Annotated in this window: 26 protein-coding genes, 1 tRNA gene and 1 pseudogene; 2 read left to right on the forward strand and 26 right to left on the reverse strand. The window is 64.0% G+C overall.

Features of this window, described 5'->3' with window-relative positions:
* Positions 1 to 212 precede the first annotated feature (212 nt).
* The 25 genes from SO180_RS32300 to SO180_RS32420 all read right to left on the reverse strand — a co-directional run bounded on the left by SO180_RS32300 (position 213) and on the right by SO180_RS32420 (position 24,799).
* Positions 213 to 1,205, reverse strand: coding sequence for an ABC transporter substrate-binding protein (locus SO180_RS32300; protein WP_449382871.1), 993 nt, complete (start codon positions 1,203 to 1,205; stop codon positions 213 to 215).
* Between the two features lie 171 nt (positions 1,206 to 1,376).
* Positions 1,377 to 1,652 carry a DUF1467 family protein gene (locus SO180_RS32305; RefSeq protein ID WP_449382872.1) on the reverse strand — a complete coding sequence of 92 codons (276 nt, stop codon included), beginning with the start codon at positions 1,650 to 1,652 and terminating at the stop codon, positions 1,377 to 1,379.
* Between the two features lie 9 nt (positions 1,653 to 1,661).
* A complete protein-coding gene (gene mce / locus SO180_RS32310; protein WP_449382873.1) occupies positions 1,662 to 2,066 on the reverse strand; it encodes a methylmalonyl-CoA epimerase in 405 nt (134 codons plus the stop codon).
* Between the two features lie 94 nt (positions 2,067 to 2,160).
* Positions 2,161 to 3,831 carry a ribonuclease J gene (locus tag SO180_RS32315; RefSeq protein ID WP_449382874.1) on the reverse strand — a complete coding sequence of 557 codons (1,671 nt, stop codon included), beginning with the start codon at positions 3,829 to 3,831 and terminating at the stop codon, positions 2,161 to 2,163.
* Positions 3,831 to 4,637, reverse strand: a complete 807-nt coding sequence (locus SO180_RS32320) for a biotin--[acetyl-CoA-carboxylase] ligase (protein WP_449382875.1) — start codon at positions 4,635 to 4,637, stop codon at positions 3,831 to 3,833. The genes SO180_RS32315 and SO180_RS32320 overlap by 1 nt, the downstream gene beginning before the upstream one ends.
* A gap of 2 nt (positions 4,638 to 4,639) precedes the next feature.
* The gene (gene nuoN / locus SO180_RS32325) at positions 4,640 to 6,076 is read right to left on the reverse strand and encodes an NADH-quinone oxidoreductase subunit NuoN (RefSeq protein WP_449382876.1); all 1,437 of its coding nucleotides are present in this window, start codon (positions 6,074 to 6,076) and stop codon (positions 4,640 to 4,642) included.
* Between the two features lie 23 nt (positions 6,077 to 6,099).
* Positions 6,100 to 7,608 (reverse strand): NADH-quinone oxidoreductase subunit M, encoded by a 1,509-nt coding sequence (locus tag SO180_RS32330; RefSeq protein WP_449382877.1) that lies wholly within the window; start codon positions 7,606 to 7,608, stop codon positions 6,100 to 6,102.
* Positions 7,609 to 9,684 (reverse strand): NADH-quinone oxidoreductase subunit L, encoded by a 2,076-nt coding sequence (gene nuoL / locus SO180_RS32335; RefSeq protein ID WP_449382878.1) that lies wholly within the window; start codon positions 9,682 to 9,684, stop codon positions 7,609 to 7,611.
* Positions 9,685 to 9,691: 7 nt separating this feature from the next.
* On the reverse strand, positions 9,692 to 10,000 hold the full coding sequence (nuoK, locus tag SO180_RS32340; RefSeq protein WP_126257332.1) for an NADH-quinone oxidoreductase subunit NuoK: 309 nt from the start codon (positions 9,998 to 10,000) through the stop codon (positions 9,692 to 9,694).
* Complete coding sequence (locus SO180_RS32345; protein WP_449382879.1) at positions 9,997 to 10,635, reverse strand: NADH-quinone oxidoreductase subunit J; 639 nt, start codon at positions 10,633 to 10,635, stop codon at positions 9,997 to 9,999. Before SO180_RS32345 ends, nuoK begins: the two co-directional genes overlap by 4 nt.
* Positions 10,636 to 10,644: 9 nt before the next feature.
* The gene (nuoI, locus tag SO180_RS32350) at positions 10,645 to 11,133 is read right to left on the reverse strand and encodes an NADH-quinone oxidoreductase subunit NuoI (RefSeq protein ID WP_449382906.1); all 489 of its coding nucleotides are present in this window, start codon (positions 11,131 to 11,133) and stop codon (positions 10,645 to 10,647) included.
* A 14-nt stretch (positions 11,134 to 11,147) separates the two neighbouring features.
* A complete protein-coding gene (gene nuoH, locus SO180_RS32355) occupies positions 11,148 to 12,215 on the reverse strand; it encodes an NADH-quinone oxidoreductase subunit NuoH (protein ID WP_449382880.1) in 1,068 nt (355 codons plus the stop codon).
* Between the two features lie 10 nt (positions 12,216 to 12,225).
* A complete protein-coding gene (nuoG, locus tag SO180_RS32360) occupies positions 12,226 to 14,301 on the reverse strand; it encodes an NADH-quinone oxidoreductase subunit NuoG (RefSeq protein ID WP_449382881.1) in 2,076 nt (691 codons plus the stop codon).
* Between the two features lie 5 nt (positions 14,302 to 14,306).
* On the reverse strand, positions 14,307 to 15,632 hold the full coding sequence (nuoF, locus tag SO180_RS32365; RefSeq protein ID WP_449382882.1) for an NADH-quinone oxidoreductase subunit NuoF: 1,326 nt from the start codon (positions 15,630 to 15,632) through the stop codon (positions 14,307 to 14,309).
* A 15-nt stretch (positions 15,633 to 15,647) separates the two neighbouring features.
* Positions 15,648 to 15,854, reverse strand: a complete 207-nt coding sequence (locus SO180_RS32370; RefSeq protein ID WP_449382883.1) for a hypothetical protein — start codon at positions 15,852 to 15,854, stop codon at positions 15,648 to 15,650.
* Positions 15,854 to 16,465 carry an NADH-quinone oxidoreductase subunit NuoE gene (gene nuoE / locus SO180_RS32375; RefSeq protein ID WP_449382884.1) on the reverse strand — a complete coding sequence of 204 codons (612 nt, stop codon included), beginning with the start codon at positions 16,463 to 16,465 and terminating at the stop codon, positions 15,854 to 15,856. Before nuoE ends, SO180_RS32370 begins: the two co-directional genes overlap by 1 nt.
* A 12-nt stretch (positions 16,466 to 16,477) precedes the next feature.
* A complete protein-coding gene (locus SO180_RS32380; RefSeq protein WP_449382885.1) occupies positions 16,478 to 17,443 on the reverse strand; it encodes an FkbM family methyltransferase in 966 nt (321 codons plus the stop codon).
* The gene (locus tag SO180_RS32385) at positions 17,443 to 18,639 is read right to left on the reverse strand and encodes an NADH-quinone oxidoreductase subunit D (RefSeq protein WP_449382886.1); all 1,197 of its coding nucleotides are present in this window, start codon (positions 18,637 to 18,639) and stop codon (positions 17,443 to 17,445) included. The genes SO180_RS32380 and SO180_RS32385 overlap by 1 nt, the downstream gene beginning before the upstream one ends.
* A gap of 2 nt (positions 18,640 to 18,641) precedes the next feature.
* Entirely contained in the window at positions 18,642 to 19,253 is a 612-nt protein-coding gene (locus SO180_RS32390) for an NADH-quinone oxidoreductase subunit C (protein ID WP_449382887.1), read from the reverse strand.
* A gap of 11 nt (positions 19,254 to 19,264) precedes the next feature.
* A complete protein-coding gene (locus SO180_RS32395) occupies positions 19,265 to 19,849 on the reverse strand; it encodes a NuoB/complex I 20 kDa subunit family protein (protein WP_283042884.1) in 585 nt (194 codons plus the stop codon).
* Positions 19,846 to 20,211 carry an NADH-quinone oxidoreductase subunit A gene (locus tag SO180_RS32400; RefSeq protein ID WP_008136158.1) on the reverse strand — a complete coding sequence of 122 codons (366 nt, stop codon included), beginning with the start codon at positions 20,209 to 20,211 and terminating at the stop codon, positions 19,846 to 19,848. Before SO180_RS32400 ends, SO180_RS32395 begins: the two co-directional genes overlap by 4 nt.
* A gap of 264 nt (positions 20,212 to 20,475) precedes the next feature.
* Entirely contained in the window at positions 20,476 to 20,685 is a 210-nt protein-coding gene (locus tag SO180_RS32405) for a hypothetical protein (RefSeq protein WP_449382888.1), read from the reverse strand.
* The gene (locus SO180_RS32410) at positions 20,682 to 21,818 is read right to left on the reverse strand and encodes a PepSY-associated TM helix domain-containing protein (RefSeq protein ID WP_449382889.1); all 1,137 of its coding nucleotides are present in this window, start codon (positions 21,816 to 21,818) and stop codon (positions 20,682 to 20,684) included. Before SO180_RS32410 ends, SO180_RS32405 begins: the two co-directional genes overlap by 4 nt.
* A gap of 22 nt (positions 21,819 to 21,840) precedes the next feature.
* Positions 21,841 to 24,099, reverse strand: coding sequence for a TonB-dependent siderophore receptor (locus SO180_RS32415; RefSeq protein WP_449382907.1), 2,259 nt, complete (start codon positions 24,097 to 24,099; stop codon positions 21,841 to 21,843).
* Positions 24,100 to 24,289: 190 nt separating this feature from the next.
* Positions 24,290 to 24,799 carry a MarR family winged helix-turn-helix transcriptional regulator gene (locus SO180_RS32420; RefSeq protein WP_449382890.1) on the reverse strand — a complete coding sequence of 170 codons (510 nt, stop codon included), beginning with the start codon at positions 24,797 to 24,799 and terminating at the stop codon, positions 24,290 to 24,292.
* A 50-nt stretch (positions 24,800 to 24,849) separates the two neighbouring features.
* On the opposite strand from SO180_RS32420, the pseudogene SO180_RS32425 reads away from it, so the two are divergent.
* Together SO180_RS32425 and SO180_RS32430 are read left to right on the forward strand one after the other, a co-directional pair.
* Positions 24,850 to 25,149: pseudogene (locus tag SO180_RS32425) on the forward strand (spinster family MFS transporter); the annotation flags it as partial.
* Positions 25,150 to 25,279: 130 nt separating this feature from the next.
* The gene (locus tag SO180_RS32430) at positions 25,280 to 25,483 is read left to right on the forward strand and encodes a hypothetical protein (protein WP_449382891.1); all 204 of its coding nucleotides are present in this window, start codon (positions 25,280 to 25,282) and stop codon (positions 25,481 to 25,483) included.
* A 99-nt stretch (positions 25,484 to 25,582) separates the two neighbouring features.
* On the opposite strand, the gene SO180_RS32435 is transcribed toward SO180_RS32430, so the two are convergent.
* Positions 25,583 to 25,659, reverse strand: a tRNA-Asp gene (locus SO180_RS32435).
* Positions 25,660 to 25,800 lie beyond the last annotated feature (141 nt).

Consider the following 25,800-nt stretch of genomic DNA (forward strand, 5'->3'; position numbering starts at 1 on the left):
TCAACGGTGTCCACACTGCCGAAAACGACTCCTTGAAAAACACTGGCGCAGACCGATTCTGCCAAAGTAGTGCTAGGCCGCGCACCCATAAAGCCGGCCGACGATGCGACGAGGGCCACGTCTGCTTTGCCCCTTTAGCGATCAAGTTCGTGCGGCGGCGCGATATGTCGCGATGGGCCATTTCCGGAGTCATGCACCGCAACAAGAAGGTTCTATTGGATCACTCCGGCGGCGCGAGCGAGCAGCTCAGGAGCTGGTGCAATGCCGAGCGCTTTCGCAGTCTTGAGATTGATGACTAACTCGTATTTCGTCGGCGCCTGCACTGGAAGGTCGGCCGGTCTTTCACCTCTGAGGACACGATCGACGTAGCCAGCCGAGCGTCGGACTATGTCGGCAGTATTCGGTCCATAGGAGATCAGTGCCCCTTCCGCAGCGAACTGCCGGAAGCCGTATATCGCAGGAAGCCGCTGTCGTTCCGTCAATGCAATGACCGCGCGGCGGTGATTATTGATGAATGCGTCCGGTGCGACGATCAGAGCACCGCCAGGCTCGCGTGCGAGCGCCGTGATGGCTGCCTCGACCTCCGCCTCGTCGCGCACGGGAGATGCGGAGAGCTCGAGGGCGAGCGATGTGCGGGCCGCTTCGAGTTCGCGCAGGAATGCCGGGTAAAAAGGCGTCGTGTCGGGATTGAAGATGAGCGCTACACGTCTGACCCCGGGAGCAATCTCCTTAATCATCTCCATCCATTTTCCGATCAATAGGAAATCGATGAAGGTGAAGCCGGTGATGTTGCCGCCCGGCCGCGACAGGCTGGCCACGAAACCCTGTCCGACCGGATCGTTAACGAGGTTGAATACGATCGGAATGGTGCTGGTCGCCTCTTTCAACGCTGCGGTGATTGGCGTCCCGCTTCCGACGATGAGGTCCGGCGCCGAATGCACCAACTCCGTCGCGTAGGCTCGGATTCGGCCCAGATCTCCGCCGGTATATCGATGTTCAATTCGAATATTGCGATTCTCGATCCACCCGAGCGCCTCGAGCCCCTCCCGAAACGCAATGACGCGGGTCAGCACTTCATTATCGTTCTCGAGGTATGGATGGAGGAACGCAACACGACGCATGCTCGTCGCCTGCTGCGTGCACGAGGCCAATGGCCAGCCAACGGCCGCGCCTAATGAAAGTGCAATGAACTTGCGTCGTCGCATTCCGTCGCCCTTCAGGCCGAGCGACGCGGTCTAGCATATGCGTCAAGTTCCAAGTGTAATGTGCATCACAGCAAATATCCGCGCTGATGTTGCAGATGGGTCATTCGCGACCGAGTCCGCTGATGTTGCCCACCATTTGACGTCCGCTCTCGCCCCAAAGCAGCGTTCGTCCTAGAACGGCATTCCCATCAATTTGGACAAGCGTTCGATCGAGAGATAGCCGGCATGATAGGCAGTCATGCCGATCGCAAAAACGATTCCCGAGATCAGCGTGGTCCAGATCAGCTTGGGGCCCATCTTGGTCAGGATCGGCGCGCCGGGATCGGTGCCGGGTGCTCCGACGCCGTCCTCATGCTGGCTGCGTACGCCGAACGGCAGGGTCACGAACAGCGTGACCCACCAGAGCACGAAGTAGATCGCGAGTGCGGTGGATATCTGGTAGGCCATGGTTCGGACTTACGCCTGCTCGATTTCGACCAGCGCGCCGGAAAAGTCCTTCGGGTGCAGGAACAGCACCGGCTTGCCGTGCGCGCCGATCTTCGGCACGCCGTCGCCGAGCACCCGCGCGCCCTCCTTCACCAGCACGTCGCGCGAAGTGATGATGTCGGCGACCTCGTAGCAGACGTGGTGGATACCGCCGTCGGCATTGCGCTCCAGGAATTTTGCGATCGGCGAGGCGTCGCCCAGGGGCTCGATGAACTCGATCTTGGTATTGGGGAGCGTCACGAACACGGTGGTCACGCCGTGCTCGGGCAGCGCCACGGCCTTCGAGATCTGCGCCCCGAACGCCGCGCCATAGATCTTCGCCGCCCTGGCGGCATCCTTGGTCGCGATCGCGACATGGTTGAGCCGACCCAGCATGGTTCTCTCCCTTCTTAGAGCATGATCCGGATCCGAAGGGCCGCGTTAGCGCAAAATGTGACGCGGCATTCCGGAGAGATGATGCTCAAAAGATTCAGACCGTCAGTACGTGTACCAGACAGGGGGGCTTTTTGCCCCAGTGTTCGTTGATCACGGCGCGCACGGCGCGTCGCACCGACTCGCCCAGCGCATCCGGATCGCGGCGGCGCGGTTTTGGCAGGCCTTCAATGGTCGAGACGACGGCGTCGAAGACCAGGTCGTCAAACGCCTCGCCCGCCTTGTTCTTCTCGGGGATACCGACGAGATCGACCTCGGGCTCGTCGGCAAGCTCTCCCTGCGCGGTCATGGCGATGGCGACGAAAGCACAACCGGAGAAGGCCATCCGCCGCCGCTCGACCACCGCGCGCGATTTGGAGTCCTCCAGGATCGTGCCGTCCTTGTAGAGACGTCCGGAAGGCACCTCGCCAACGATACCGGGATCGCCTGGGCCGAGCTTCACCAGATCGCCATTCCGGCACACCAGCACTCGCGGCACACCGGCGGCGCGCGCGAGCTTGGCGTGCTCGTGCAGATGCAGGGCCTCGCCATGCACGGGGATCAGGAGCTGCGGCCTGGTCCAGGCGATCATGTCGCGCAATTCGTCACGCCGGGGATGGCCGGAGACGTGGACCAAATGGTCGCGGTCAGTGATGACCTCGACGCCCTGGAGGACCAGATTGTTGATGATCGAACCGACGGCCTTCTCGTTGCCGGGGATGGTGCGCGAGGAGAAGATCACGCAGTCGCCGCGGTTGAGCGTGATCTCGGGATGGTCGTCATTGGCGATGCGCGCAAGCGCCGCGCGCGGCTCGCCCTGGCTGCCGGTGCACAGCGCCAGCACCTTGTTCTGCGGAAGATGGCCGTAGACCTCGGGCGAGCGGAAATTCTGCACGCCGTCGAGGTAGCCGGTCTCGCGCGCGACCTGCACGACCCGATCCATGGCGCGGCCGACGACGACGACCTCGCGGTCGGCGGCGCGAGCCGCGTCCGCCACCGCCTTGATGCGCGCGACGTTGGAGGCAAAGGTCGTCACCGCGACGCGGCCCTTGGCCTCCTTGACGAGCTCGATGATGGTCCGGGCGACCTCGGCTTCCGAGGGCGAGCGGCCCTCGCGCACCGCGTTGGTGGAATCGCCGATCAGGGCGAGCACACCCTCCTCGCCGAGCTGACGCAACCGCCGCTCGTCGGTGGGACGGCCGATAATGGGGGTCGGATCGATCTTCCAGTCGCCGGTGTGCAGCACCGTGCCGACCTCGGTGTGGATCGCCAGTGCATGGGATTCCGGAATCGAATGCGCGACCGGGATGAACTCGACGTTGAACGGCCCGATGTCGACGCGGCCGCCGGAGGGGATCACGGTGACCGGGATCTTTGGCGGATTGCGCTCGGCCGCGCATTTGGCCTCGAACAGCGCCGCGCTGAACTGCGTCGCATAGATCGGACATTGCAGCTTCGGCCAGAGATCGATGATCGCGCCGAAATGATCCTCATGGGCGTGCGTGAGCACGAGGCCCATCAGATTCCTGCGTTCCTTCTCCAGGAAGTTGATGTCGGGCATGATCAGGTCGATGCCCGGCAGGTGCTCCTCGTCGCCGAAGGAGACGCCGAGATCGATTGCGAGCCAGGCACGCTGGTGGCGGTTGCCGAGGCCATAGATCGACAGGTTCATGCCGATCTCGCCGACACCGCCGAGCGGAGCAAACACCAGTTCGTCGGGCCTTGCCATCATGCCGCTCCCACGGATGCGGCCGCGCCGAAGAAGACCTCGCCAGCGGCCACCGGCACGCGCCGGCCGTCGGCGGTGCGGACGATCAGGCAGCCGGCCTCGTCGATGGTGTCGAAGATGCCCTCGAGCGTTGCGTTCCCGGTCCGGATCGCGACCTTCTCGCCGAGGCCGGCGGCGCGCTCCAGCCAGAGGCGGCGGATCTCCGCAAAGCCGCGGCCATCGTCCCAGATGCCCTGGAATTCGACCCAGGCATCCGACAGCGCCGTGAACAGCTCCTCCGCGCTGATATGGACGCCCAGGGCGGCCAGCGACACCGCGGGCGTCGGCGTGCCCTCGGGGGCCGCGACGACGTTGGTGCCGATGCCAACCACGACGGCCAGGCGGTCGCCGATGGCCTCGGCTTCGAGGCCGATGCCGACGAGCTTCTTGCCGCCGGCAAGCACGTCATTCGGCCATTTCAGGGTGTATCGGGGCCGGTCGGGACCGAGGCGAAGCGCAGCCTCCACGCTGACCCGCTCCAGCGCCGCCTCCTCGGCCAGCCCCGCCGCAAAGCCGAGCGTGGCGGCGACGGCCGGCGCGACGTCCATCACCTCGAGGATGCTGGCCGCCAGATTGCCCCGCGGCGCGATCCAGGCACGCTGGCGGCGGCCGCGCCCCGCCGTCTGCTCCGATGTCACGAACCAGATCGGGCCGCGCTCGCCTTGGCGGGCGCGCTCCAGGCCTTCCGCATTCGTCGAGCCGATCTGGTCGAAGGCTGCGAGGCGGTAGCCCGCGCTGAGAGCTCGATGACCGAGCGCGAAGCCCATCCCTAGAACAGCGACTTTGCCGCTGCGCTGGCGACACTCACGACGGGTCCCGCAAACAGCGCAAACAGGATGGTGAACAGGCCTGCAACCGCCAGCACAGCCCGCACCTCGACGCGCACCGGATCGATCTGCCCGGCAGGCTCGTCGAAGTACATCGTCTTGACGATGGCGAGATAGTAGTAGGCGCCCACCACGCTCGTCAGCACGCCGATGACGGCGAGCGTGAACAGGTTGGCCTTGATCGCGGCGACGAAGACGTACCATTTGGCGAAGAAGCCGGCGAGCGGCGGAACGCCGGCAAGCGAGAACAGCAGCATCGCGAAGAAGAAGGCGAGCAGCGGGTTGGTGCGCGAGAGGCCTGCGAAATCGCTGATCTGCTCGACGGCCTGGCCGTTGCGCTTCATGGCGAGAATGACGGCGAATGAGCCGAGCGTCATCGCAATGTAGATCACGAGGTACATCAGCACGCCCTGCGCGCCCTCGACCGTGCCGGAGGCAAGGCCGACCAGCGCAAAGCCCATGTGGCCGATCGAGGAATAGGCCATCAGGCGCTTGATGTTGGTCTGGCCGATCGCGGCAAAGGAGCCGAGCGCCATCGAGGCGATCGCCACGAACACCAGGATCTGCTGCCATTGCGAGACGATGCCGGGGAATGCGGTCAGCGTCGCGCGCGTGAACACCGCCATGGCTGCCACCTTCGGCGCCGAGGCGAAGAAGGCGGTCACCGGCGTCGGCGCGCCCTCATAAACGTCGGGCGTCCACATGTGGAACGGCACCGCTGAGACCTTGAAGCAGAGGCCGGCGAGCAGGAAGACGAGACCGAAGACCAGGCCGACGCTGGCGGTCGTGGCAGAAGCCGCGATGCCGGCGAAGCTGACCGTGCCGGTGAAGCCATAGATCAGCGAGGCGCCGTAGAGCAGCATGCCGGACGACAGCGCGCCGAGCACGAAGTACTTCAGACCCGCTTCGTTGGACTTGGCGTTGTCCCGGTTTGATGCCGCCACGACGTAGAGCGCGAGCGACATCAACTCGAGGCCGAGATAGAGCGAGATCAGGTCGCCCGCCGAGATCAACACCATCATGCCGAGGGTGGAGAGCAGGACGAGGATCGAATACTCGAAGATGCGTCGCGACGGATCGGACAAGAATTCCGTCGACAGGAGCAGCGTGACCGCCGAGCCGATCAGGGCCAGAATCTTCAGGAAGCGCGCGAAGTCGTCGACGATGAAGCTGCCGCCGAACGTGACCTGCTTGCCCGCTGGCAGCAGCAACACCAATACGCCGGTCACGACGAGGAGAAGGATTGCGAGCGTAGTCACCGCCCTCGTCGTCCCCTGCCCGCGATACGCACCCAGCATCAGCAGCGCCATGCTGCCAACCGCGAGGACGAGCTCGGGCACCACCGGTGCCAATTGATAACCTGCAGTCTCAAAGCTCATGGCGATACCCTCACCTGCCGCAATTATTGCAGCAGTGCGGCGGCCTTCACGGCCGTCACTGCGGTGTTGTAATTGTTGACGAGTTGCTGGACCGAGGCCGCCGACATGTCGAGCACCGGCTTCGGATAAACGCCGAACAGGATGGTCAGCGCGACCAGCGGGAACAGCGTGATGCACTCGCGCAAGGTCATGTCCTTGATCGACATCAGCGTCGGCTTCACCAGAGCGCCGAACACGATCTTTCGATACAGCCACAGCGCATAACACGCCGAAAGGATCACGCCCGTGGTGGCGAGGAACGCCGTCGGGAGCGAGACCTTAAACGTGCCGAGCAGCGTCATGAACTCGCCGATGAACCCGGACGTGCCCGGCAGCCCGACATTCGCCATGGTGAAGACCATGAACACCAGCGCATAGAGCGGCATCCGGTTGACGAGGCCGCCATAGGCCGCGATCTCGCGGGTGTGCATGCGGTCGTAGACGATGCCGACGCAGAGGAACAGCGCGCCTGACACGATGCCGTGCGAGATCATCTGGAAAACGCCGCCGGCGACGCCCTGGATGGTGCCGGCGAAAATGCCCATGGTGACGAAGCCCATATGCGCCACCGAGGAATAGGCGATCAGCTTCTTCATGTCCTCCTGCATCATCGCCACCAGCGAGGTGTAGATGATGGCAATGACCGAGAGCGTGAAGATCAGCGGCGCGAAGTCGTGCGAAGCCAGCGGGAACATCGGCAGCGAGAAGCGCAGGAAGCCGTAGCCGCCCATCTTCAGCAGGATCGCGGCCAGGATCACCGAGCCCGCGGTCGGCGCCTCGACGTGCGCATCCGGCAGCCAGGTGTGCACCGGCCACATCGGCATCTTCACCGCGAAGGAGGCAAAGAAGGCCAGCCACGCCCAGGTCTGCAATGACCGCGGCACGGCAGTGTGCATCAAAGTCGGGATGTCGGTCGTGTTGCCGTTCCAGTACAGCGCCATGATGGCGAGCAGCATCAGCACCGAGCCGAGCAGCGTGTAGAGGAAGAACTTGAACGAGGCATAGACCCGGCGCGGGCCGCCCCAGACGCCGATGATCAGGAACATCGGGATCAGGCCGCCCTCGAAGAACAAATAGAACAGCACGAGATCGAGCGCCGAGAAGGTGCCGATCATCAGCGTTTCCAGGATCAGGAATGCCATCATGTATTCGCGCACGCGGCTCTGGATCGCCTTCCAGCTCGCGATGATGCAGAACGGCATCAACGCGGTGGTCAGGATCACGAAGGGCAGCGAGATGCCATCCACACCCATGTGATAGGTGATGCCGGCGGCGAGCCAGTTGGCCTTCTCGACGAACTGGAAGTCGGCGATCGAGGAATCGAAGCGCGCGACCAGGAGCAACGAGACCGCAAAGGTGATCAGCGTGGTCCAGAGCGCTATCCAGCGCGCATTGCGCCGCGCCGCCTCGTCGTCGCCGCGAACGGCGTAGACGAGCAGCGCTCCGACGAGCGGCAGGAAGGTGGTGACGGAGAGGATGGGCCAGGTTGTCATTTACTGGCCTCCAAAGCCGAACATGAACCAGGTGATCAGGCCGGCGACACCGATCAGCATGGCGAATGCATAGTGGTAGAGATAGCCGGTCTGGATCTTCACGACGTTGCGGGTGATGTCCAGCACACGCGCCGAGACGCCGTCCGGCCCCAAGCCGTCGATGATGAAGCCGTCGCCCTTCTTCCAGAGCTGGTAGCCGACCCACTTCGCCGGACGGACGAAGATGATGTCATAGAGCTCGTCGAAGTACCACTTGTTGAGCAGGAACTGATACAGCATCGGCTGGGTGTTCGCGAGCTCGACCGGCAGGTACGGCCGGCGGATGTAGAACAGGTACGAGATCAGGAAGCCCACGATCATCATCACGGTCGGCAGGAAGCCGATGGTCTCCGGGATGTGGTGCATCTCCTCGATGATGTGCGGGTTCATCTTCACGGACTCGCGGAAGAACTCCTCGATGCCATGACCGGCGAACAACTCCTTGAACGGGAAGCCGGCCAGGATCGAGCCAGCGGCAAGAACCCCGATCGGGACTAGCATCCACATCGGGCTCTCATGCGCAGCCGCGTAATGATGCTCGTCATGCGGCTCGCCGTGGAAGGTCTTGAAGATCAGGCGCCACGAATAGAATGAGGTCAGGCCGGCGGCGACGACCGTCATCAGGAAGCCGTACACCGCGAACGGGTTGTGCGAGGCGTAGGCTGACTCGATGATCGCGTCCTTGGAGAAGTAGCCGGCGGTGAGCGGGAAGCCGGTCAGCGCGAGCGTGCCGACCACCATCACCGCATAGGTGTAGGGGATCTTGCGCCACAGGCCGCCCATGTTGCGGATGTCCTGCTCGTGATGCATCGCGTAGATCACCGAGCCGCTCCCCAAGAACAACAGCGCCTTGAAGAAGGCGTGCGTGAACAGGTGGAACATGCCGACCGAATAGGCTCCCGCCCCCATCGCCACGAACATGTAGCCGAGCTGCGAACAGGTCGAGTAGGCGACGATGCGCTTGATGTCGTTCTGCACGAGGCCAACGGTCGCGGCGAAGAACGCCGTGGTCGCGCCGAAGAACATCACGACGGCCTGCGCGTTCGGCGCGAGCTCGAACAGCGGCGACAGCCGCGCCACCATGAAGACGCCCGCCGTCACCATGGTCGCGGCGTGGATCAGCGCCGAGACCGGGGTCGGGCCTTCCATCGCGTCCGGCAACCAGGTGTGCAGCAGGAACTGGGCCGACTTGCCCATCGCGCCCATGAACAGCAGGCAGCAGGTCAGCGTCAGCGCGTCCACCTGCCAGCCGAAGAAGTTGATGGTCTTGCCGGTGAGGCCGGGAGCCGCATGGAAGATCGTCTCGAAATCGGTCGAACCGACCAGCGCGAAAACCGCAAAGATGCCGAGCGCAAAGCCGAAGTCGCCGACGCGGTTGACGACGAAGGCCTTGATTGCGGCCGCGTTCGCCGACGGCTTCTGGTACCAGAAACCGATCAGCAGATAGCTCGCCAGACCCACGCCTTCCCAGCCGAAGAACAGCTGCACGAGGTTATCGGCCGTCACCAGCATCAGCATGGCGAACGTGAACAGCGAGAGATAGCCGAAGAAGCGCGGCCGGTACGGATCCTCGTCCATGTAACCGATGGAATAGAGGTGCACGAGCGAGGACACGGTGTTGACCACCACCAGCATGACGGCGGTGAGCGTGTCCACCCGAAGCGCCCAGTAGACCTGGAGGTCGCCCGAGAGGATCCACGGCAGAATCGGAATCCGCGCGTCGTGGTGCAGGAAGCCGACGTCGACCAGCGTGAACCACGACAGGGCCGCCGAGACGAACAGCAGCCCGGTCGTGATCAGCTCGGCCGCGCGCGAGCCCTGAGCCGGCGGTTCGGAGACGTGGTGGTCGTCGTGGCCGTGATCGTCGTGGGCATGGTCATCATGAGCTGCCGACGCATGACCATGGGCATCGCCATGCGCGTCGTCGTGATGCTCGACCGTATCGCCGCTGGGGTTGCGGGCATGCGCGCCGAAAATGGCGATCAGGCCGGCGAGAATGGCGCCCAGCAGAGGCAGAAAGACAATTGCCTGGACCATAGCTGGGTTAACCCTTCATCAGATTGACGTCCTCAACCGCGATCGAGCCGCGGTTGCGGAAATAGACCACCAGGATGGCGAGACCGATCGCGGCTTCCGCAGCCGCGACCGTCAGCACCAGCAGCGCGAAGACCTGGCCGACGATATCGCCGAGGAAGGTCGAGAACGCCACCAGGTTGATGTTGACTGAGAGCAGGATCAGCTCGATCGACATCAGAATGATGATGATATTCTTGCGGTTCAGGAAGATGCCGAGGATGCCGAGCGTGAACAGGATCGCGCCGACGGCAAGATAGTGTCCGAGCCCGACCGTCATTTCACCCACTCCGCCGCATCGGCATCCTGGAGCCCCTGCCCCGACGCCACCTTGCGCAGCGCCATCGCCATGTCGGGCGTTCGCGCGTTCTGAACGTTGATGTCCTGCCGCTTGACGCTGGCCTTGTGGCGCAGCGTCAGCACGATGGCGCCGATCATCGCGACCAGCAGCACCATGCCGGCGAGCTGGAAGTAATGGATGTACTTCGTATAGAGCACGAGCCCGAGCGCCTCGGTGTTGGAGACGTTGGCCGGGATCGCCGCCGTGATCGTCTTGGACACGGTCGGGTTGATCACCCAGGCGCCGACGACCAGCAACAGCTCGAACATGAAGATGCCACCGATCACGAGGCCAACCGGCAGGTATTCGATGAAGCCCTCCCGCAACTCGAGGAAGTCGACGTCGAGCATCATGATCACGAACAGGAACAACACCGCGACCGCGCCGACATAGACGACGATCAGGATCATCGCCAGGAACTCGGCGCCCATCAGCACGAACAGGCCGGAGGCGTTGACGAAGGCCAGGATCAGATACAGCACCGAGTGCACGGGATTGCGCGAGACAATCACCATCACCGCCGAGGCGACGCAGATGCCGGCGAACAGATAGAAGAACAGCGCGGGAAGGATCATGCCCTCACCTCACCGGTACGGCGCGTCGAGCTCGATCGCTTGCGCGATCTCGCGTTCCCAGCGATCGCCGTTGGCGAGCAGCTTGGCCTTGTCATAGAACAGTTCCTCGCGGGTCTCGGTCGCGAACTCGAAGTTTGGACCTTCGACGATGGCGTCAACCGGGCAGGCCTCCTGGCAGAGGCCGCAATAGATGCACTTCACCATGTCGATGTCGTAGCGCACGGTGCGGCGCGTGCCGTCGTTGCGGCGCGGCCCGGCCTCGATGGTGATGGCCTGCGCCGGGCAGACCGCCTCGCACAGCTTGCAGGCGATGCAGCGCTCTTCACCGTTCGGATAGCGGCGCAGCGCATGCTCGCCGCGGAAGCGCGGCGAGATCGGCCCCTTCTCGAAGGGATAGTTCAGCGTCGGCTTCGGCTGGAAGAAGTAGCGCATGGCGAGGAAGAACGCCGAGACGAATTCCGACAGCAGAAGCGAGCGCGCGGTAGCGTTGATGTTGATACCCATGGCGGACCTCACTTCGGCGCGATGCCGGCGAAATGCAGCACGCCAGCCACCACGATCACCATCGCCAGCGACAGCGGCAGGAAGACCTTCCAGCCGAGACGCATCAGTTGATCGTAGCGGTAGCGCGGCACGATCGCCTTCGCCATCGCGAACAGGAAGAACATGAAGAACAGTTTGAGCGAGAACCAGATGATCCCCGGCACCCAGTTGAACGGCGGCAGATCGACCGGCGGCAGCCAGCCCCCCAGGAACAGGATCGTCGCCAACGCGCACATGGTGACGATGGCGACATACTCGCCGAGCATGAACAACAGATACGGCGTCGAGCCGTATTCGACCATGAATCCGGCCACGAGCTCGGACTCGGCCTCGACGAGGTCGAACGGCGGACGATTGGTTTCCGCCAGTGCAGAGACGTAGAACACCACGAACATCGGGAACAGCGGCCACACATACCAGTTCAGGATGGTGAGCTGCGGCAGGCCGATCAGGCTGGCAAGGCCACGCGCATGCTGCGCCTCGACGACCGCCGACAGGTTCAGCGTGCCGGCGCAGAGCAGCACGGTGATGATGACGAAGCCGATCGAGACCTCATAGGACACCATCTGCGCGGCCGAGCGCAAGGCGGCCAGGAACGGGTACTTCGAGTTCGACGACCAGCCGGCCATGATGATGCCGTAGATCGACAGCGACGAGATCGCGAAGATAAAGAGAACGCCGACATTGATGTCGGAGATCACCCAGCCGAGATTGGTCGGGATCACCGCCCAGGCCGCGAGTGCGAGCACGCACGACACCAGCGGAGCAAGCAGGAAGACGCCCTTGTTGGCGCCGGAGGGAATGATCGGCTCCTTCAGCACGAACTTCAGGAGGTCGGCGAACGACTGGAATAGGCCCCAGGGACCGACCACGTTCGGGCCGCGGCGGATCTGCACCGCCGCCCAGATCTTGCGGTCGGCGAGCAGGATGTAGGCGATCGCGACCAGCAGCACGACGAGCAGCAGGACGCTCTCCGCGACCATGATGATCAGCGGCCAGAGGAATCCGGTCCAGAATGCGCTTTCAAAGAATTCCATCAGATCACGCTTACTCCGCTGCGGTCAGCATCTGCCCGGAGGCAAGCCGCGAGCATTCCGCCATCACGGCGGACGCACGCGAGATTGGGTTGGTCAGGTAGAAGTCCTCAATCAGGGCCTTGAACGGCGCCTTCTCCGGCGTGCCGCCCTTGCCCGCAAGTGTCTTGACCTGGTCCGCGGTGCCCGCCTCGATCTGGTCCAGGCGGATCAGATGCGGCACCGCCTTGAAAATCGCCTGGCGCAGGGCCGCGAGCGAGTCGTAGCCGAGCTTCTTGCCGAGCGCTTCCGACAGCGCGCGGACGATCGCCCAGTCCTCGCGGGCCTCGCCCGGCGGGAACGCGGCGCGGCCCGTCATCTGCGCGCGGCCCTCGGTGTTGACGTAGATCGCCGACTTCTCGGTGTAGGCCGCCGCTGGCAGGATGACGTCGGCGCGGTGCGCGCCGCGGTCACCATGGGTGCCGATATAGACGACGAAGGTGCCGTCCGGCGCCTTGATCTCGTCGGCCCCGAGCAGGAACAAGACGTCCAGCGTGCCGAAGGTCGTCATCTGCGCGGCGTTCAGGCCGCCGGCGCCTGCCGCAAAGCCGATATCCAGCGCGCCGACGCGCGAGGCGGTCTCGTGCAGCACGCCAAAGCCGTTCCAGCCGTCCTTCACCGCGCCGATATCGAGCGCCAGCTTGGCCGCCTGCGCGAGGATCGCCGCGCCGTCGTGACGCGAGGTCGCGCCCGCGCCGACCAGGATGACCGGGTGCTTGGCGTTCTTCAGGACGTCAGCGAAGGAGTGCTTGCCGGCCACGAGGTCGGCGAGCGTCTCCGTACCCGCGCCGAGATGATCGTAGTCGTAGGTCAGATCAGCCTTGGCACCGACCGAGCCGATCTTGAGGCCGCCCGCGCGCCAGCGCTTGCGGATACGGGCATTGAACACTGCCGCGTCCTTGCGCGGATTGGCGCCGATGATCAGCAGCGCATCGGCCTGTTCGATGCCGACCAGCGACGGATTGAAGATGTAGGAGCCGCGGCCCAGCGCGGGATCGAAGGCGTCGCCGCCCTGCACTGCCAGATTGGCCGAGCCGAACTTGGCGAGCAGATCCTTCAGCGCAAACATCTCCTCGACGCCGGCGAGATCACCGGCAATCGCGCCGATCCGCTTGCCGTCGCTACGGCCCGCCTTGGTGGCGATCGCGGCGAAGGCTTCGGTCCACGAAGCTGCACGCAGCTTGCCGGCCTCGCGGATATAGGGCCGGTCGAGCCGTTGGGTGCGCAGGCCGTCGACGACGTGACGAGTCTTGTCCGAAATCCACTCCTCGTTCACGGCCTCGTTGACGCGCGGCAGGATGCGCATCACCTCGCGACCACGGGTGTCGACCCGGATCGCCGAGCCGATGCCGTCCATGACGTCGACCGACTGGGTCTTGCCGAGCTCCCAGGGGCGCGCGGCGAAGGCGTATGGCTTCGAGGTCAGCGCACCGACCGGGCAGATGTCGACGAGGTTGCCCTGAAGCTCGGACGTCAGCGCGTGCTCGAGATAGGTCGTGATCTCCATGTCCTCGCCGCGGCCCGTCGCGCCCATCTCGGGCGCGCCGGCGACTTCCGCCGAAAAGCGGACGCAGCGCGTGCACTGGATGCAGCGATTCATCGAGGTCTTGACCAGCGCGCCGAGATACTTGTCCTCGACGGCGCGCTTGTTCTCGGCGAAGCGGCTGGTGTCGACGCCATAGCCCATCGCCTGGTCCTGGAGATCGCACTCGCCGCCCTGGTCGCAGATCGGGCAGTCCAGCGGATGGTTGATCAGAAGGAACTCCATCACGCCTTCGCGGGCCTTCTTCACCATCGGCGACCGCGTCGAGATCTCCGGCGGCTCGCCCTTCGGACCCGGACGGCAATCGCGCACACCCCAGGCGCAACTCGCGACCGGCTTCGGGCCGCCCTTCACTTCGACGAGGCACATCCGGCAATTTCCGGCGATCGACAGCCGCTCGTGATAGCAGAAGCGCGGAATCTCGGCGCCGGCGGCCTCGCACGCCTGGAGTAGCGTGTACTCCGGCGGGACATCGATCTCTTTGCCGTCGATGATGAGCTTTGTCATTCTTCCTACTCCGCCGCGACCATGTTCACGGGATCGCGGACGCCGGCATCGTCGATGTCGGCCTTGTGCGAATACTGGTCGATCCGCGCTTCGATCTCATGACGGAAGTGCGCGATCAGGCCCTGGATCGGCCAGGCGGCTGCGTCGCCGAGCGCGCAGATGGTGTGGCCTTCGACCTGCTTGGTGACCTCGAGCAGCATGTCGATCTCGCGCTTGTGGGCGCGGCCCTCCGCCATGCGGGTCAAGACGCGCCACATCCAGCCGGTGCCCTCGCGGCACGGCGTGCACTGGCCGCAGCTCTCGTGCTTGTAGAAATAGGAAATGCGGGCGATCGCACGGATCAGGTCGGTCGACTTGTCCATCACGATCACGGCCGCGGTGCCGAGGCCCGAGCGCAGCTTGCTCAGGCTGTCGAAATCCATCGGAGTATCGATGATCTGCTCTGCCGGCACCATGCGCACCGAGGAGCCACCGGGGATCACGGCCTTGAGGTTGTCCCAGCCGCCGCGGATGCCGCCGCAATGCTTCTCGATCAGCTCACGGAACGGAATGCCCATGGCTTCTTCGACGTTGCACGGCCGCTCGACATGGCCGGAGATGCAGAACAGTTTCGTGCCGACGTTGTTCGGACGGCCGATGCCGGCGAACCACGCCGCGCCGCGGCGCAGGATGTCGGGCGCAACCGCGATCGACTCGACGTTGTTGACGGTGGTCGGGCAGCCGAACAGGCCGACGTTGGCCGGGAACGGCGGCTTCAGGCGCGGCTGGCCCTTCTTGCCCTCGAGGCTCTCGAGCAGCGCGGTCTCCTCGCCGCAGATATAGGCGCCGGCGCCGTGCGCGACGTAGAGATCGAACGGCCAGCCGTTGACATTGTCCTTGCCGATCAGCTTGGCCTCGTAGGCCTGGTCGATCGCGGCCTGGAGGTGCTCGCGCTCGCGGATGAACTCGCCACGGACATAGATGTAGCAGGCGTGCGCATTCATCGCGCAGCTCGCGATCAGGCAGCCCTCGATCAGGAGATGCGGATCATGACGCATGATCTCGCGGTCCTTGCAGGTGCCGGGCTCGGACTCGTCGGCGTTGACGACGAGATAGCTCGGCCGGCCGTCGGTCGATTCCTTCGGCATGAACGACCATTTCAGGCCGGTCGGGAAGCCGGCGCCGCCACGGCCGCGCAGGCCTGACGCCTTCATCTCGTTGATGATCCAGTCGCGGCCCCTGTCGATGATGGCCTTGGTGCCATCCCAAGCGCCGCGGCGCCGCGCGCCCTCGAGCCCCCAATCGTGGAGGCCGTAGAGGTTTTTGAAGATGCGGTCCTTGTCCTCGAGCATTTCAGTGCTTTCCGATCAACGGTTGGCTTGCTTGTAGGCAAGCCCGGCGGCGCAGACGGCAAAGGTCAGCGCCCAGAGCAGACTGGTTTCCAGCGACGCATTCAGGGTGAAGCGCTGCAGCATGAAGATGAAGGCAGCCGCCACCGCGGCATGCATGGCGATGAAGCCCCATTTCTTCACGGCGCCGCCCCTTCCCGCTGCTGATATCGCGAGATCACGCATCAGGTGATCTCCTTCAGCGTGGTCGGTCCGGTGACGGGAGCCGAGAACTGACGGCCGTTCTGCGGGCCGGGCTTGGGCGGATTGCCGGAGGCAAAGCCGTCGAGCACCTTGCCGAAGCTTTCCTTGGTCAGATCCTCATAGGTGTCCTTGCCGATCAACACCATCGGCGCGTTCACGCAGGCGCCCAGGCACTCCACCTCTTCCCAGCTGAAATTGCCGTCCTTGGAGAGGTGGAAGGGCTCGTGATGGATCCGGCTCTCGCAGACGTGGATCAGGTCTTCGGCGCCGCGCAGCCGGCACGGCGTGGTGCCGCAGACCTGGACGTGGGCCTTCTTGCCGACGGGAGCGAGCTGGAACATCGTGTAGAAGGTCGCGACTTCGAGCACGCGGATGTAGGGCATATCGAGCAGGTCGGCGATGACGCGGATCGCGGCTTCCGACACCCAGCCATCGTTCTGCTCCTGCGCCCGCCACATGATCGCGATCACGGCCGAGGCCTGGCGACCGGCCGGATATTTGGCGATCTGCTGCTTCGCAAACGCGAGGTTCTCCTCCGTGAACGTAAAGCTCGCGGGCTGGACTTCCTTGGGCGCTAGGCGGCGAACGGACATCTCTTCAATCTCTCACTGGATACGGCGCCGCGCAGCCTTCGCATTCAGGGCATCAATCCTGTCCTGCCAGAATGCGCTTGCGGTGCCGAAAACATTGTAGCCAACGTGGGTGGAGACCTTGATGCGATCGAGGATCGAGAGCTCGGTCACCGTCTCCATGCGACTGGTGGTGGGATCGTAGACGATCAGCTTCAGCGGGGTTTGTTCGAGGATATAGCGCGACACCGCGTGGCTGCGGTCGCTGCCGTGCTCCTCGCACATGATCACGCTGTCGCCTTCAAGAAGCCGCTTGCCACCCTTGATGGCGTCGATCTCGACGCCTTCGACGTCGAGCTTGATCAAATACTTGCCGTTTGCTTCGACCTTGCCGTCATCGAGCAGATTGTCGAGTGCAATCACAGGCACGTCCTCACCGCCCGCCGAGGGAGCGCCCGCGATGCTGAAAGCCTCGTGCTTGGTGCCGGAGAGCCGTGCGGTGCCGCGCTCGGCACCGATCGCACATTTCATGGTCTCGAAGCGGTTACCATTGATACGCGCGTTGTTCGCAAGCTTCGGGTGGTTCTGTCCCGACGGCTCGATCGCGATCGCCCTGTGCGAGCCGAACGGCTTGCTCGACACCAGCACCGACCAGTAGCCATAGTTCGCGCCGCAATCGAGCAGCGTGTAATCGACGTCGACGGAGTCAGCGAACAACAGTTCCAACTCGTCCTCGTAATTGTAGGAGCGGTTGAGCAGCTTGCTCCAGTAGCCGTCGCCGTAAGGGAATTCGAACACGGCGTCCGGGTTGAGCTTGATCGCGATGTTCCGCTCGGGCAGCGTTTTGCGCAGCAGATTGGCGCAGGCGATGTAGCCCATGTGCGAGAAGTGCGAGGAGATCTTCGATCCCGTCACCAGCGCCAAGGCAGCCGTCCGCTCCCACAGGTTGGCCCCTTCGAGGGCCCCCGAGGCGCGGTCAAACTGGATTGGCGCCGGCGCCATCACCGATCGACCTCTCCGAACACGATGTCGAGCGAGCCGAGGATGGCCGAGACGTCGGCGAGCAGATGGCCCCTGCAGATGTGGTCCATGGCCTGCAGATGGGCGAAGCCCGGCGCGCGGATCTTGCACTTGTAGGGCTTGTTGGTGCCGTCGGAGACGAGATAGACGCCGAACTCGCCCTTCGGCGCCTCGACCGAGGCATAGACCTCGCCGGCCGGCACGTGGACGCCTTCGGTGTAGAGCTTGAAGTGATGGATGAGCGCTTCCATCGAGCGCTTCATCTCGCCGCGGCGCGGCGGGAAGACCTTGTTGTCCTCGACAGCGACCGGCCCCCGCCCGTCCGGCGCCTTCAGCTTCTCGATGCACTGCTTCATGATGCGCACCGACTGGCGCATCTCTTCCATGCGGATCAGGTAACGGTCGTAGCAGTCGCCGTTCTTGCCGATCGGAATGTCGAATTCCATCTCGGCATAGCATTCATAGGGCTGCGCCTTGCGCAGGTCCCAGGCCGCACCGGAGCCGCGCACCATCACGCCGGAAAAACCCCACTCCCAGGCCTCCTTCAGCGGCACCACGCCGATGTCGACGTTGCGCTGCTTGAAGATGCGGTTGGCGGTGAGCAGGCGGTCGAGGTCGTCGACAACTTTGAGGAACGGATCGCACCAGGCCTCGATGTCGTTGATCAGCTTGGGCGGCAGGTCCTGGTGTACGCCGCCGACGCGGAAGAAGGCTGCGTGCATACGGCTGCCCGAAGCGCGCTCGTAGAACACCATCAGCTTCTCGCGCTCCTCGAAGCCCCACAGCGGCGGGGTCAGCGCGCCGACGTCCATCGCCTGCGTGGTGACGTTGAGAAGATGCGAGAGGATGCGGCCGATCTCGCAATACAGCACGCGGATCAACTGGCCGCGGCGCGGCACCTCGATGCCGAGCAGCTTTTCGGCAGCCAAGCAGAAAGCGTGCTCCTGGTTCATCGGCGCGACGTAGTCCAGGCGATCGAAATAAGGGATCGCCTGGAGATAGGTCTTCTGCTCGATCAGCTTCTCGGTGCCGCGGTGAAGCAGGCCGATATGCGGATCGACACGCGCAACGACCTCGCCGTCAAGCTCCAGCACCAGGCGCAACACGCCGTGCGCCGCGGGATGTTGCGGGCCGAAATTGATCGTAAAGTTGCGAAGCTGTTCGGGTTGCTCGTTCATGATCAGGCCTTCGGTCCCGCCTTCTCGTCACCGGGAAGCGGATAGTCCGCCCCTTCCCATGGCGAGAGGAAATCGAACTTGCGGAATTCCTGGTTGAGCCGGACCGGCTCGTACACCACCCGCTTCTCCTGGTCGTCGTAGCGGACCTCGACGAAGCCGGTCAGCGGGAAGTCCTTGCGCAGCGGATGCCCCTCGAAACCGTAATCGGTGAGGATGCGGCGCATGTCGGGATGTCCGACGAAGATCACGCCATAGAGGTCGTAGGTCTCGCGCTCGAACCAGTCGGCGCCGGGAAACACCTCGATCAGCGACGGCACCTGGGTGGTCTCGTCGGCCTGAGCCTTCAGCCTGATCCGGGTGTTCAGCGTCGGCGACATCAGATGATAGACGACGTCGAAGCGCTTCTCGCGCGACGGATAATCCACCGCGGTCACGTCGGTGAAGTTGACGAAGCGGCAACTTGGATCGTCGCGGAGGTACTTGACCACCTCGACGATCTTGGCGGCCTCGACCTCCACCGTGAGCTGGTTGAAGGCCACCGCGTGACCGGTGGCGGCGCCCGGAAGCGCGCTAACGATCGTTTGCCCAAGGGCGTCGAGCTTGCCGTCGTCCATGACGTAAAACCTTAGCGTTCGATGGTGCCGGTGCGCCGGATCTTCTTTTGCAGCAGCAGCACGCCGTAGAGCAGCGCTTCCGCCGTGGGCGGGCAGCCCGGCACGTAGATGTCGATCGGCACGATGCGGTCGCAGCCGCGCACGACCGAGTAGGAATAGTGGTAATAGCCTCCGCCATTGGCGCAGGAGCCCATCGAGATGACGTATCGCGGCTCAGGCATCTGGTCGTAGACCTTGCGCAGCGCCGGAGCCATCTTGTTGGTCAGGGTGCCTGCGACGATCATCACATCGGACTGGCGCGGCGAGGCACGCGGCGCAAAGCCGAAGCGCTCGACGTCGTAGCGCGGCATCGAGACCTGCATCATCTCGACCGCGCAGCAGGCGAGACCGAAGGTCATCCACATCAACGACCCGGTGCGCGCCCAGGTGATGAGGTCATCGGCCGCGGCGACGAAGAAGCCCTTGTCGGACAGCTCGTGATTGACCTCGAGAAAGAACGGATCATTGGCCCCGACCGGCTTGCCGGTCGACGGATCCAGAATGCCCTTCGGGGCCGGCGCGAGAACCGGACCGGCGGACGACGTGGCAGGGTTCAATCCCATTCGAGTGCCCCTTTCTTCCATTCATAGGCAAACCCCACCGTCAGCACGGCGAGGAAGACCACCATGGACCAGAAGCCGGTCGCACCAAGCTTTCCGAACGCTACTGCCCAGGGGAACAGGAACGCCACCTCAAGGTCGAAGATGATGAAGAGGATGGCGACCAGGTAGAAGCGGACGTCGAACTTCATCCGGGCGTCGTCGAAGGCGTTGAAACCGCACTCATACGCCGACAGCTTTTCCGGATCCGGCTGCTGGAAGGCCACGATGAAGGGGGCGATCAGCAGCACGAGGCCAATCAGGCCCGCTACCCCTATAAAGACCACAAGTGGAAGATAGTTCTGCAGAATGCCGCTCATTGGCGAGCCCTTTTTCCCGCAAGCCTCGGGTGGCTCGCGGATTCGTCCCGATTTGGAATTATTCTGAGCCTTAGCGCAGTGCACCAATGGGTGCAAGACACGCTGTTTTTAGGCCCTTTGCCGCCCCCAGAACAGTGGAAATCCCGGAATCGCCCCGCGGCTGGTATGGAGCAGAACCGCGGCCCCAGCAAGAGCATCCATGTCGGTCCTCCCGCCGTCGGCAGATGCTCCGCGCGGAGCATGTCGGACCGCCTCTCCGGGTGTCTAGGACGGCTTTGCTGTCCTACCGCGACGCAGCCAGGCCCAGGGAATGACGGCCATGGGAGAGCCGACCGTCACCCAGGCGACATATTTGCCGATCTCTCCCCAGAGCAGCGCCGCGAGCAGGCCGATCGAGGTCGCCATAGCGATCAGAATCGGCGCACCGAAGACCCGAATCCACGGGCGCGAGCGGCTGGGCGAGCCATGCATCATGACGGGACCGGGGCTCGTTTCGCGAATGCATCGGCACGGGCGGGCCTCCGCTTCCGCCGCCGTGCCAGCCAAAGGTAGAGACCGCTGCCGATCACGATCATCGTGAACACGTCGAGCGCAGCCCAGATCACCTTCAGCGGCATACCGCCATAGTTGCCGAAATGAAGCGGTTGCGAAATCAAGAGCGCCTGGAGGTAGACCGGCAGCGCCCGGCTGTCGGCGACCTCCCCGGTTTCCCCGTCCAGCAGCACAGGCTTCAGCAGGCGCGCCGTGAGAGCGGTCTCGCCGCGCATGAACGCCGCGAAATGGTGTGATGACGTGAACGGGGCGCCCGGGAAAGCGATGAACGCGATGTCCATGCTGGGCGCGGCCGCCTTGGCGCGGGCGACGACGCCGTCGAGCGAGGCCAGATGCACCGGCGGCGGCTTGCCGGCATAGGGTGCAACCATGCTGGCGAGCTCGGTCGCCTTCCACTGATCGAGCATCAGTTCGGCCCAGGTGTTGATCACGCCGGTCAGCCCGACCACCAGCGCCCAGACCACCGTGATCACGCCGATCAGATTGTGCCAGTCGAGCCAGACCACACGGCGCGCGGCGGGGTAGCGGATGGTCGCAAAGCGCAGGCGGCGCGTGAATGGCCAGTACAGCACCACGCCGGAGATGATGGCGAGCGCGAACAACAGTCCCATCGCACCGAGAAACAGTTTTCCGGCCTGGCCGGCGAACATGTCCGTGTGCAGCTTGAGCACGATCAGCATCGGCCCGACGCCGACAGGTCCGAGCAGCCTGGCCGAGACCGCATCGAAGGCGCGCACGGTGGCATTGTCCGGGGGACCGTCCGGCGCATTGTTGGTGAATGCAAACACGATCCCGGGTTCGTCCTTGTCCCAGGAGATGTATTGCAGTACCCGCCCCGGATCGGCCGCGAGCGCGGCGTCGGCGACCTCTTGGGTGGTCGCACGCGCCGCGCCCGCGTGAGCTTCGGGCTGGGGGGCATAGCCGAGAAGCTCGTCGATCTCGTGATGAAAGATCAGCGGCAGACCGGTCAGGCAGAGCAGGAGCAGGAACACGGTCGAGATCAGGCTGGTCCAGGTGTGGACCAGGGACCAGAGCCTGACGGTGCGCGCCTTCACGACGCGATCCCCTCGCCCGCCCTCACCATTTGTACGAGACGCTGGCGGTGACGCGCCGGCGATCGCCGTAGAAGCAGGACGTCACCGAGGCGCAGCTTGCGACATAAGTCTTGTCAGTCACGTTGATCACGTTCAGTGCTGTGCGCCAGTTCTGCCATTCATAGTGGAGCGCGAGATCGCCGAGCACGACGGCGGGAACCTCGAGCGTGTTGGCGGAGTCTGCCCAGGACGAGCCGACGTAGCGCACGCCCCCGCCAAAGCCGAAGCCTGCCAGTGGACCCTCCTTGAAGGTGTAGTCGGCCCAACCTGAGGCCAGGAGCTCGGGCGTGTTGGTTGGCGTCTTGCCGATCAGCGATGAATCGAGATCCTCGCTGGTGAAGAGATGATAGCTGGTGAAGGCGCCGATCAGCTTCAGCTCCTTCGTGACATTGGCCACCGCCTCGAGCTCGATGCCGCGCGAGGTGACCTCGCCGGTCTGGTTCTGCAACAACACATTCGACGGATCGGTGGTCAGCGCGTTCTGACGCTTCAGGTCGAAGGCCGAGACCGTGAAGTAACCGTCGAACCATTTCGGCTGCACCTTCAGGCCGACCTCGACCTGCTTGCCGGTTTCCGGCAGGAGCAACTGGTTGTTGGCATTAAGGCCAATGACCGGATTGTAGCTCGTCGCATAGGAGACATAGGGCGCAAGGCCGTTGTCGAAATTGTAGATCAGGCCCACGCGCCCGCTGAACCTGCTGTCATCGCGGCTGGCCACCGTCGCTCCGGTGTCGCGCGCGGCCTGAGTGGTCTCGACCCAATCGTTGCGGCCGCTCACCACCAGCGTGAAGTTGCCGAGCTTGACCTGGTCCTGAAGATAGGTGCCGGCCTGCTTCTGGGTGATCAGGTAGTTGCGGAACGGCCCGGTCGTAAATGGCACATTGAGACCGTAGACCGGATTGAAGACGTTGATCGACGGCGTCGTGCCAAACTGGAACTGCTGATAGTCGTCGATCTGGTAGCCCCGCAGATCGACGCCGAACAGCATCGTGTGCTTCACCAGGCCGGTGTCGAAACGATACTCCAACTGGTTGTCGAGATTGGCCTGATTGGCCGTGTCCTTCGCGTACCAATTGTAGCGCGCGATGTCGCCCGTGTTGGCGTTGGAATAGCCGTTGGCGACGAGGCCGCGATACGTCACGTCGACATGCGCGAAACGCGCATTCTGCCGGAACGTCAGGCTGTCGGTGAGATTGCGCTCGAACTGATAGCCGAGCATCTCCTGCTCGCGCGTGAACTTGTCGATGCTGGGATCGCCGAGGAACATACTCGTGGGGATACGACCGAATGGTGCGTTGGTCACCGTGCCCTGATAGGGCAGGAAGTTGATGCCGCGGGTATCCTGCTTCGATGCCGACGCAAGGACGGTGAACGTCGTGTCGGCATCCGGCTTCCAGGTTACCGACGGTGCGATGAAGTAGTTGTTGTCGGGCGTGAAGTCGACCTGCGTGCCACCGTTCTGGACCTGCCCGACGACGCGATAGAGCAGCTTGCCGTTCTCGGGACTCGTCGCGACGGGACCACCGACATCGAAGCCGACATAGGCATTGCCGAAATTGTTGACGCCGGTCTCGATGTAGCGGATCGGCTCGCCAGGTGGCATCTTGCTGATGACGTTGACGATGCCGCTCGGGCTCGAGCCGCCATAGAGCACCGCAGACGGGCCGCGCAGCACCTCGACGCGCTCCATGTTCGGCGATTGCAGCTTCCAGCTCGCATAGGACGTGTAGAAGAGCTGCATGCCATCGAGGAACAGGCCGACGTCGTCCGATTTGAAGCCGCGGATCAGCCACCAGTCGTTACGGGTGTCGGCACCGAAGGTTCCGGCGCGCACGCCCGCCGAATAGCGCAGCACCTCGTCCAGCTTGTTCGGCTTCTGGTCGCGGATCTGCTCGGCGCCGATGACCGACACCGATTGCGGCGTCTCCATGATCGGCGTGTTGGTCTTGGTGCCGGAGGAGCTGCGGCCAGCGACATAGCCGTGGACCGGGCCGCGCGGCGTCTCGACGAATCCGACATTGCGCTCAGGCTGCAGCTTTCTCTCGCTCACGCTCTGCGCTGCCCGCGGCGTTCGGCGTGGCGCGGAGGCCGCTGCGCGGCGGCGGGGCTCGGGCGAGGCCACGGTAACCGGTGGCAAGGCTTGCGCCCCGCTTTGCGACGAGGATCCCGAGGATTGACCGACCGAAGCTTGCGGCAACAGCACCAGAGCGGACGCGGTCGCAAGTCCCGCCGACCGCAGCATTCCAAGACAGTTCAACGCACCACCCCAACCTGCAACGTTTGTAGTTCCATGCCGTCAGTGCGAATGACGACATGCGTTGCATGGACGCTTAAGCGAGCACGCGCGGAAGACCTAATTGAATGCCTCTTAGAACAGCTCTTAGAGATCTTCCAAGAACGCTTCAAAAATGGACGCTACGTCGGCGGAACGATCAGTCCGGATCCTTTTCCGCCTCGAGCATCTCTTCGGCGGCCGCGGTCAGGCGATCGATCTGCACCAGCAGCGCGTCGAGCTCGTCCTTGCTCAACTGTTGCAGCAGGCGCCGATTGCGCTCCTGCGCGCTGGCAACGATCGCGTCATGTGCGGCGAGCCCTGCCTTGGTCAGCGAGATCAGCACTTCGCGACTGTCGTTCGGATTGGGCGTTTTCGCGATCAGCTTGCGTGACGACAGCCCCGCAAGCGCGCGGCTGATCTGTCCCTTGTCCTGACCGACGGCTTCGGCGAGCCGCGCCACGCTCATCGGCGGACGCCGGCCGAGCGAGGCGACGAGGCCGAACTCCACCGAGTTCAGTCCGACGACACGCTTGTAGCGCAGGATGGCGCCGCGCTTGAGCAGATTGGCAAGCACCATCAGCCGCGACGACAGCATCACGGTGATCGGCGCCGCATCGTCCCCAACGTCGGGCGACATACGCCCGCCTCTGCTCGGCTTCTGGCTCATGCGCCACCTCTGCCAACAAACAAACGGCCTGCCAAGGGGCGCAAGGACTGCTGACCTCGTTCCTGGTCGGCTTCCATCTCGGGCCGATCTTTGCGATCGCGCAGACGGTGGCAAAGCCCAGCATGCGGGCGCTGGCCTCCGCGCTCATCGCCCTGACCGCAACCCGCTTCGGCCAGGGACTGGGACCCCTCATCGTCGGCATGATCAACGACGCGCTGAAGGCCGGCTTCGGCGCGGACGCCGTCCGCTACTCCCTGCTGTCGGCGGCGGTCACGACCACAGTGGGCGCCCTGCTCTTCGTCCGGGCTGCCCGGACGATCCGGACCGATATCGCCCGAGCGGCGGCCTGAAACGACCCTCCAGCCAAAACCACGCCGCCCAGATGAAACCATTTTGCCGACGGCGCGAAACCATCCGGAAACAGATCGTCCTTAGAAGGTGAGCCAACAGACGGGCGGGAAAGCCCGTCGGGAGGCTCTGATGAACCACTCCATTCACTCTGCTGATCGTGCGACACACCTGAAGATCGTGGTGGTGGCGCTGGTGGCCGGTATCGCGGTGGCAGCCTTCGGAATCGCGGCGCGGACCGGCATCGACCTCAGCCAGACCGCCCAGACGACCCACACGATCAAGGCTGGTAAGCCGGTGGTGGTGACGAGTTCGGGCACCTCGGAGATCCGCTAAGGCCGAAACGGACCATTTCGGACAGACACCAAGGCCGCCTTCGGGCGGCTTATCGTTTGTGGCGTTCCAGGAGAATTCCGCGCTAAGCCATTGATTCAATGGCGCGAGAGACGGGGCTCGAACCCGCGACCTCCGGCGTGACAGGCCGGCGCTCTAACCAACTGAGCTACTCCCGCGTGCTGGGCAAAGCCATGCGGAACGAGGGGGGACTTAAAGGTGCGACCTGGTGAAGTCAAGGACGTTGCGCCTCTCCCGTAAACATCGGGTGTTTCTGCGAGACTTCACCGAAATTCGCGCCGGGGTAACCGGACCGTCAG

It is taken from the genome of Bradyrhizobium sp. UFLA05-112, from assembly GCF_053572325.1.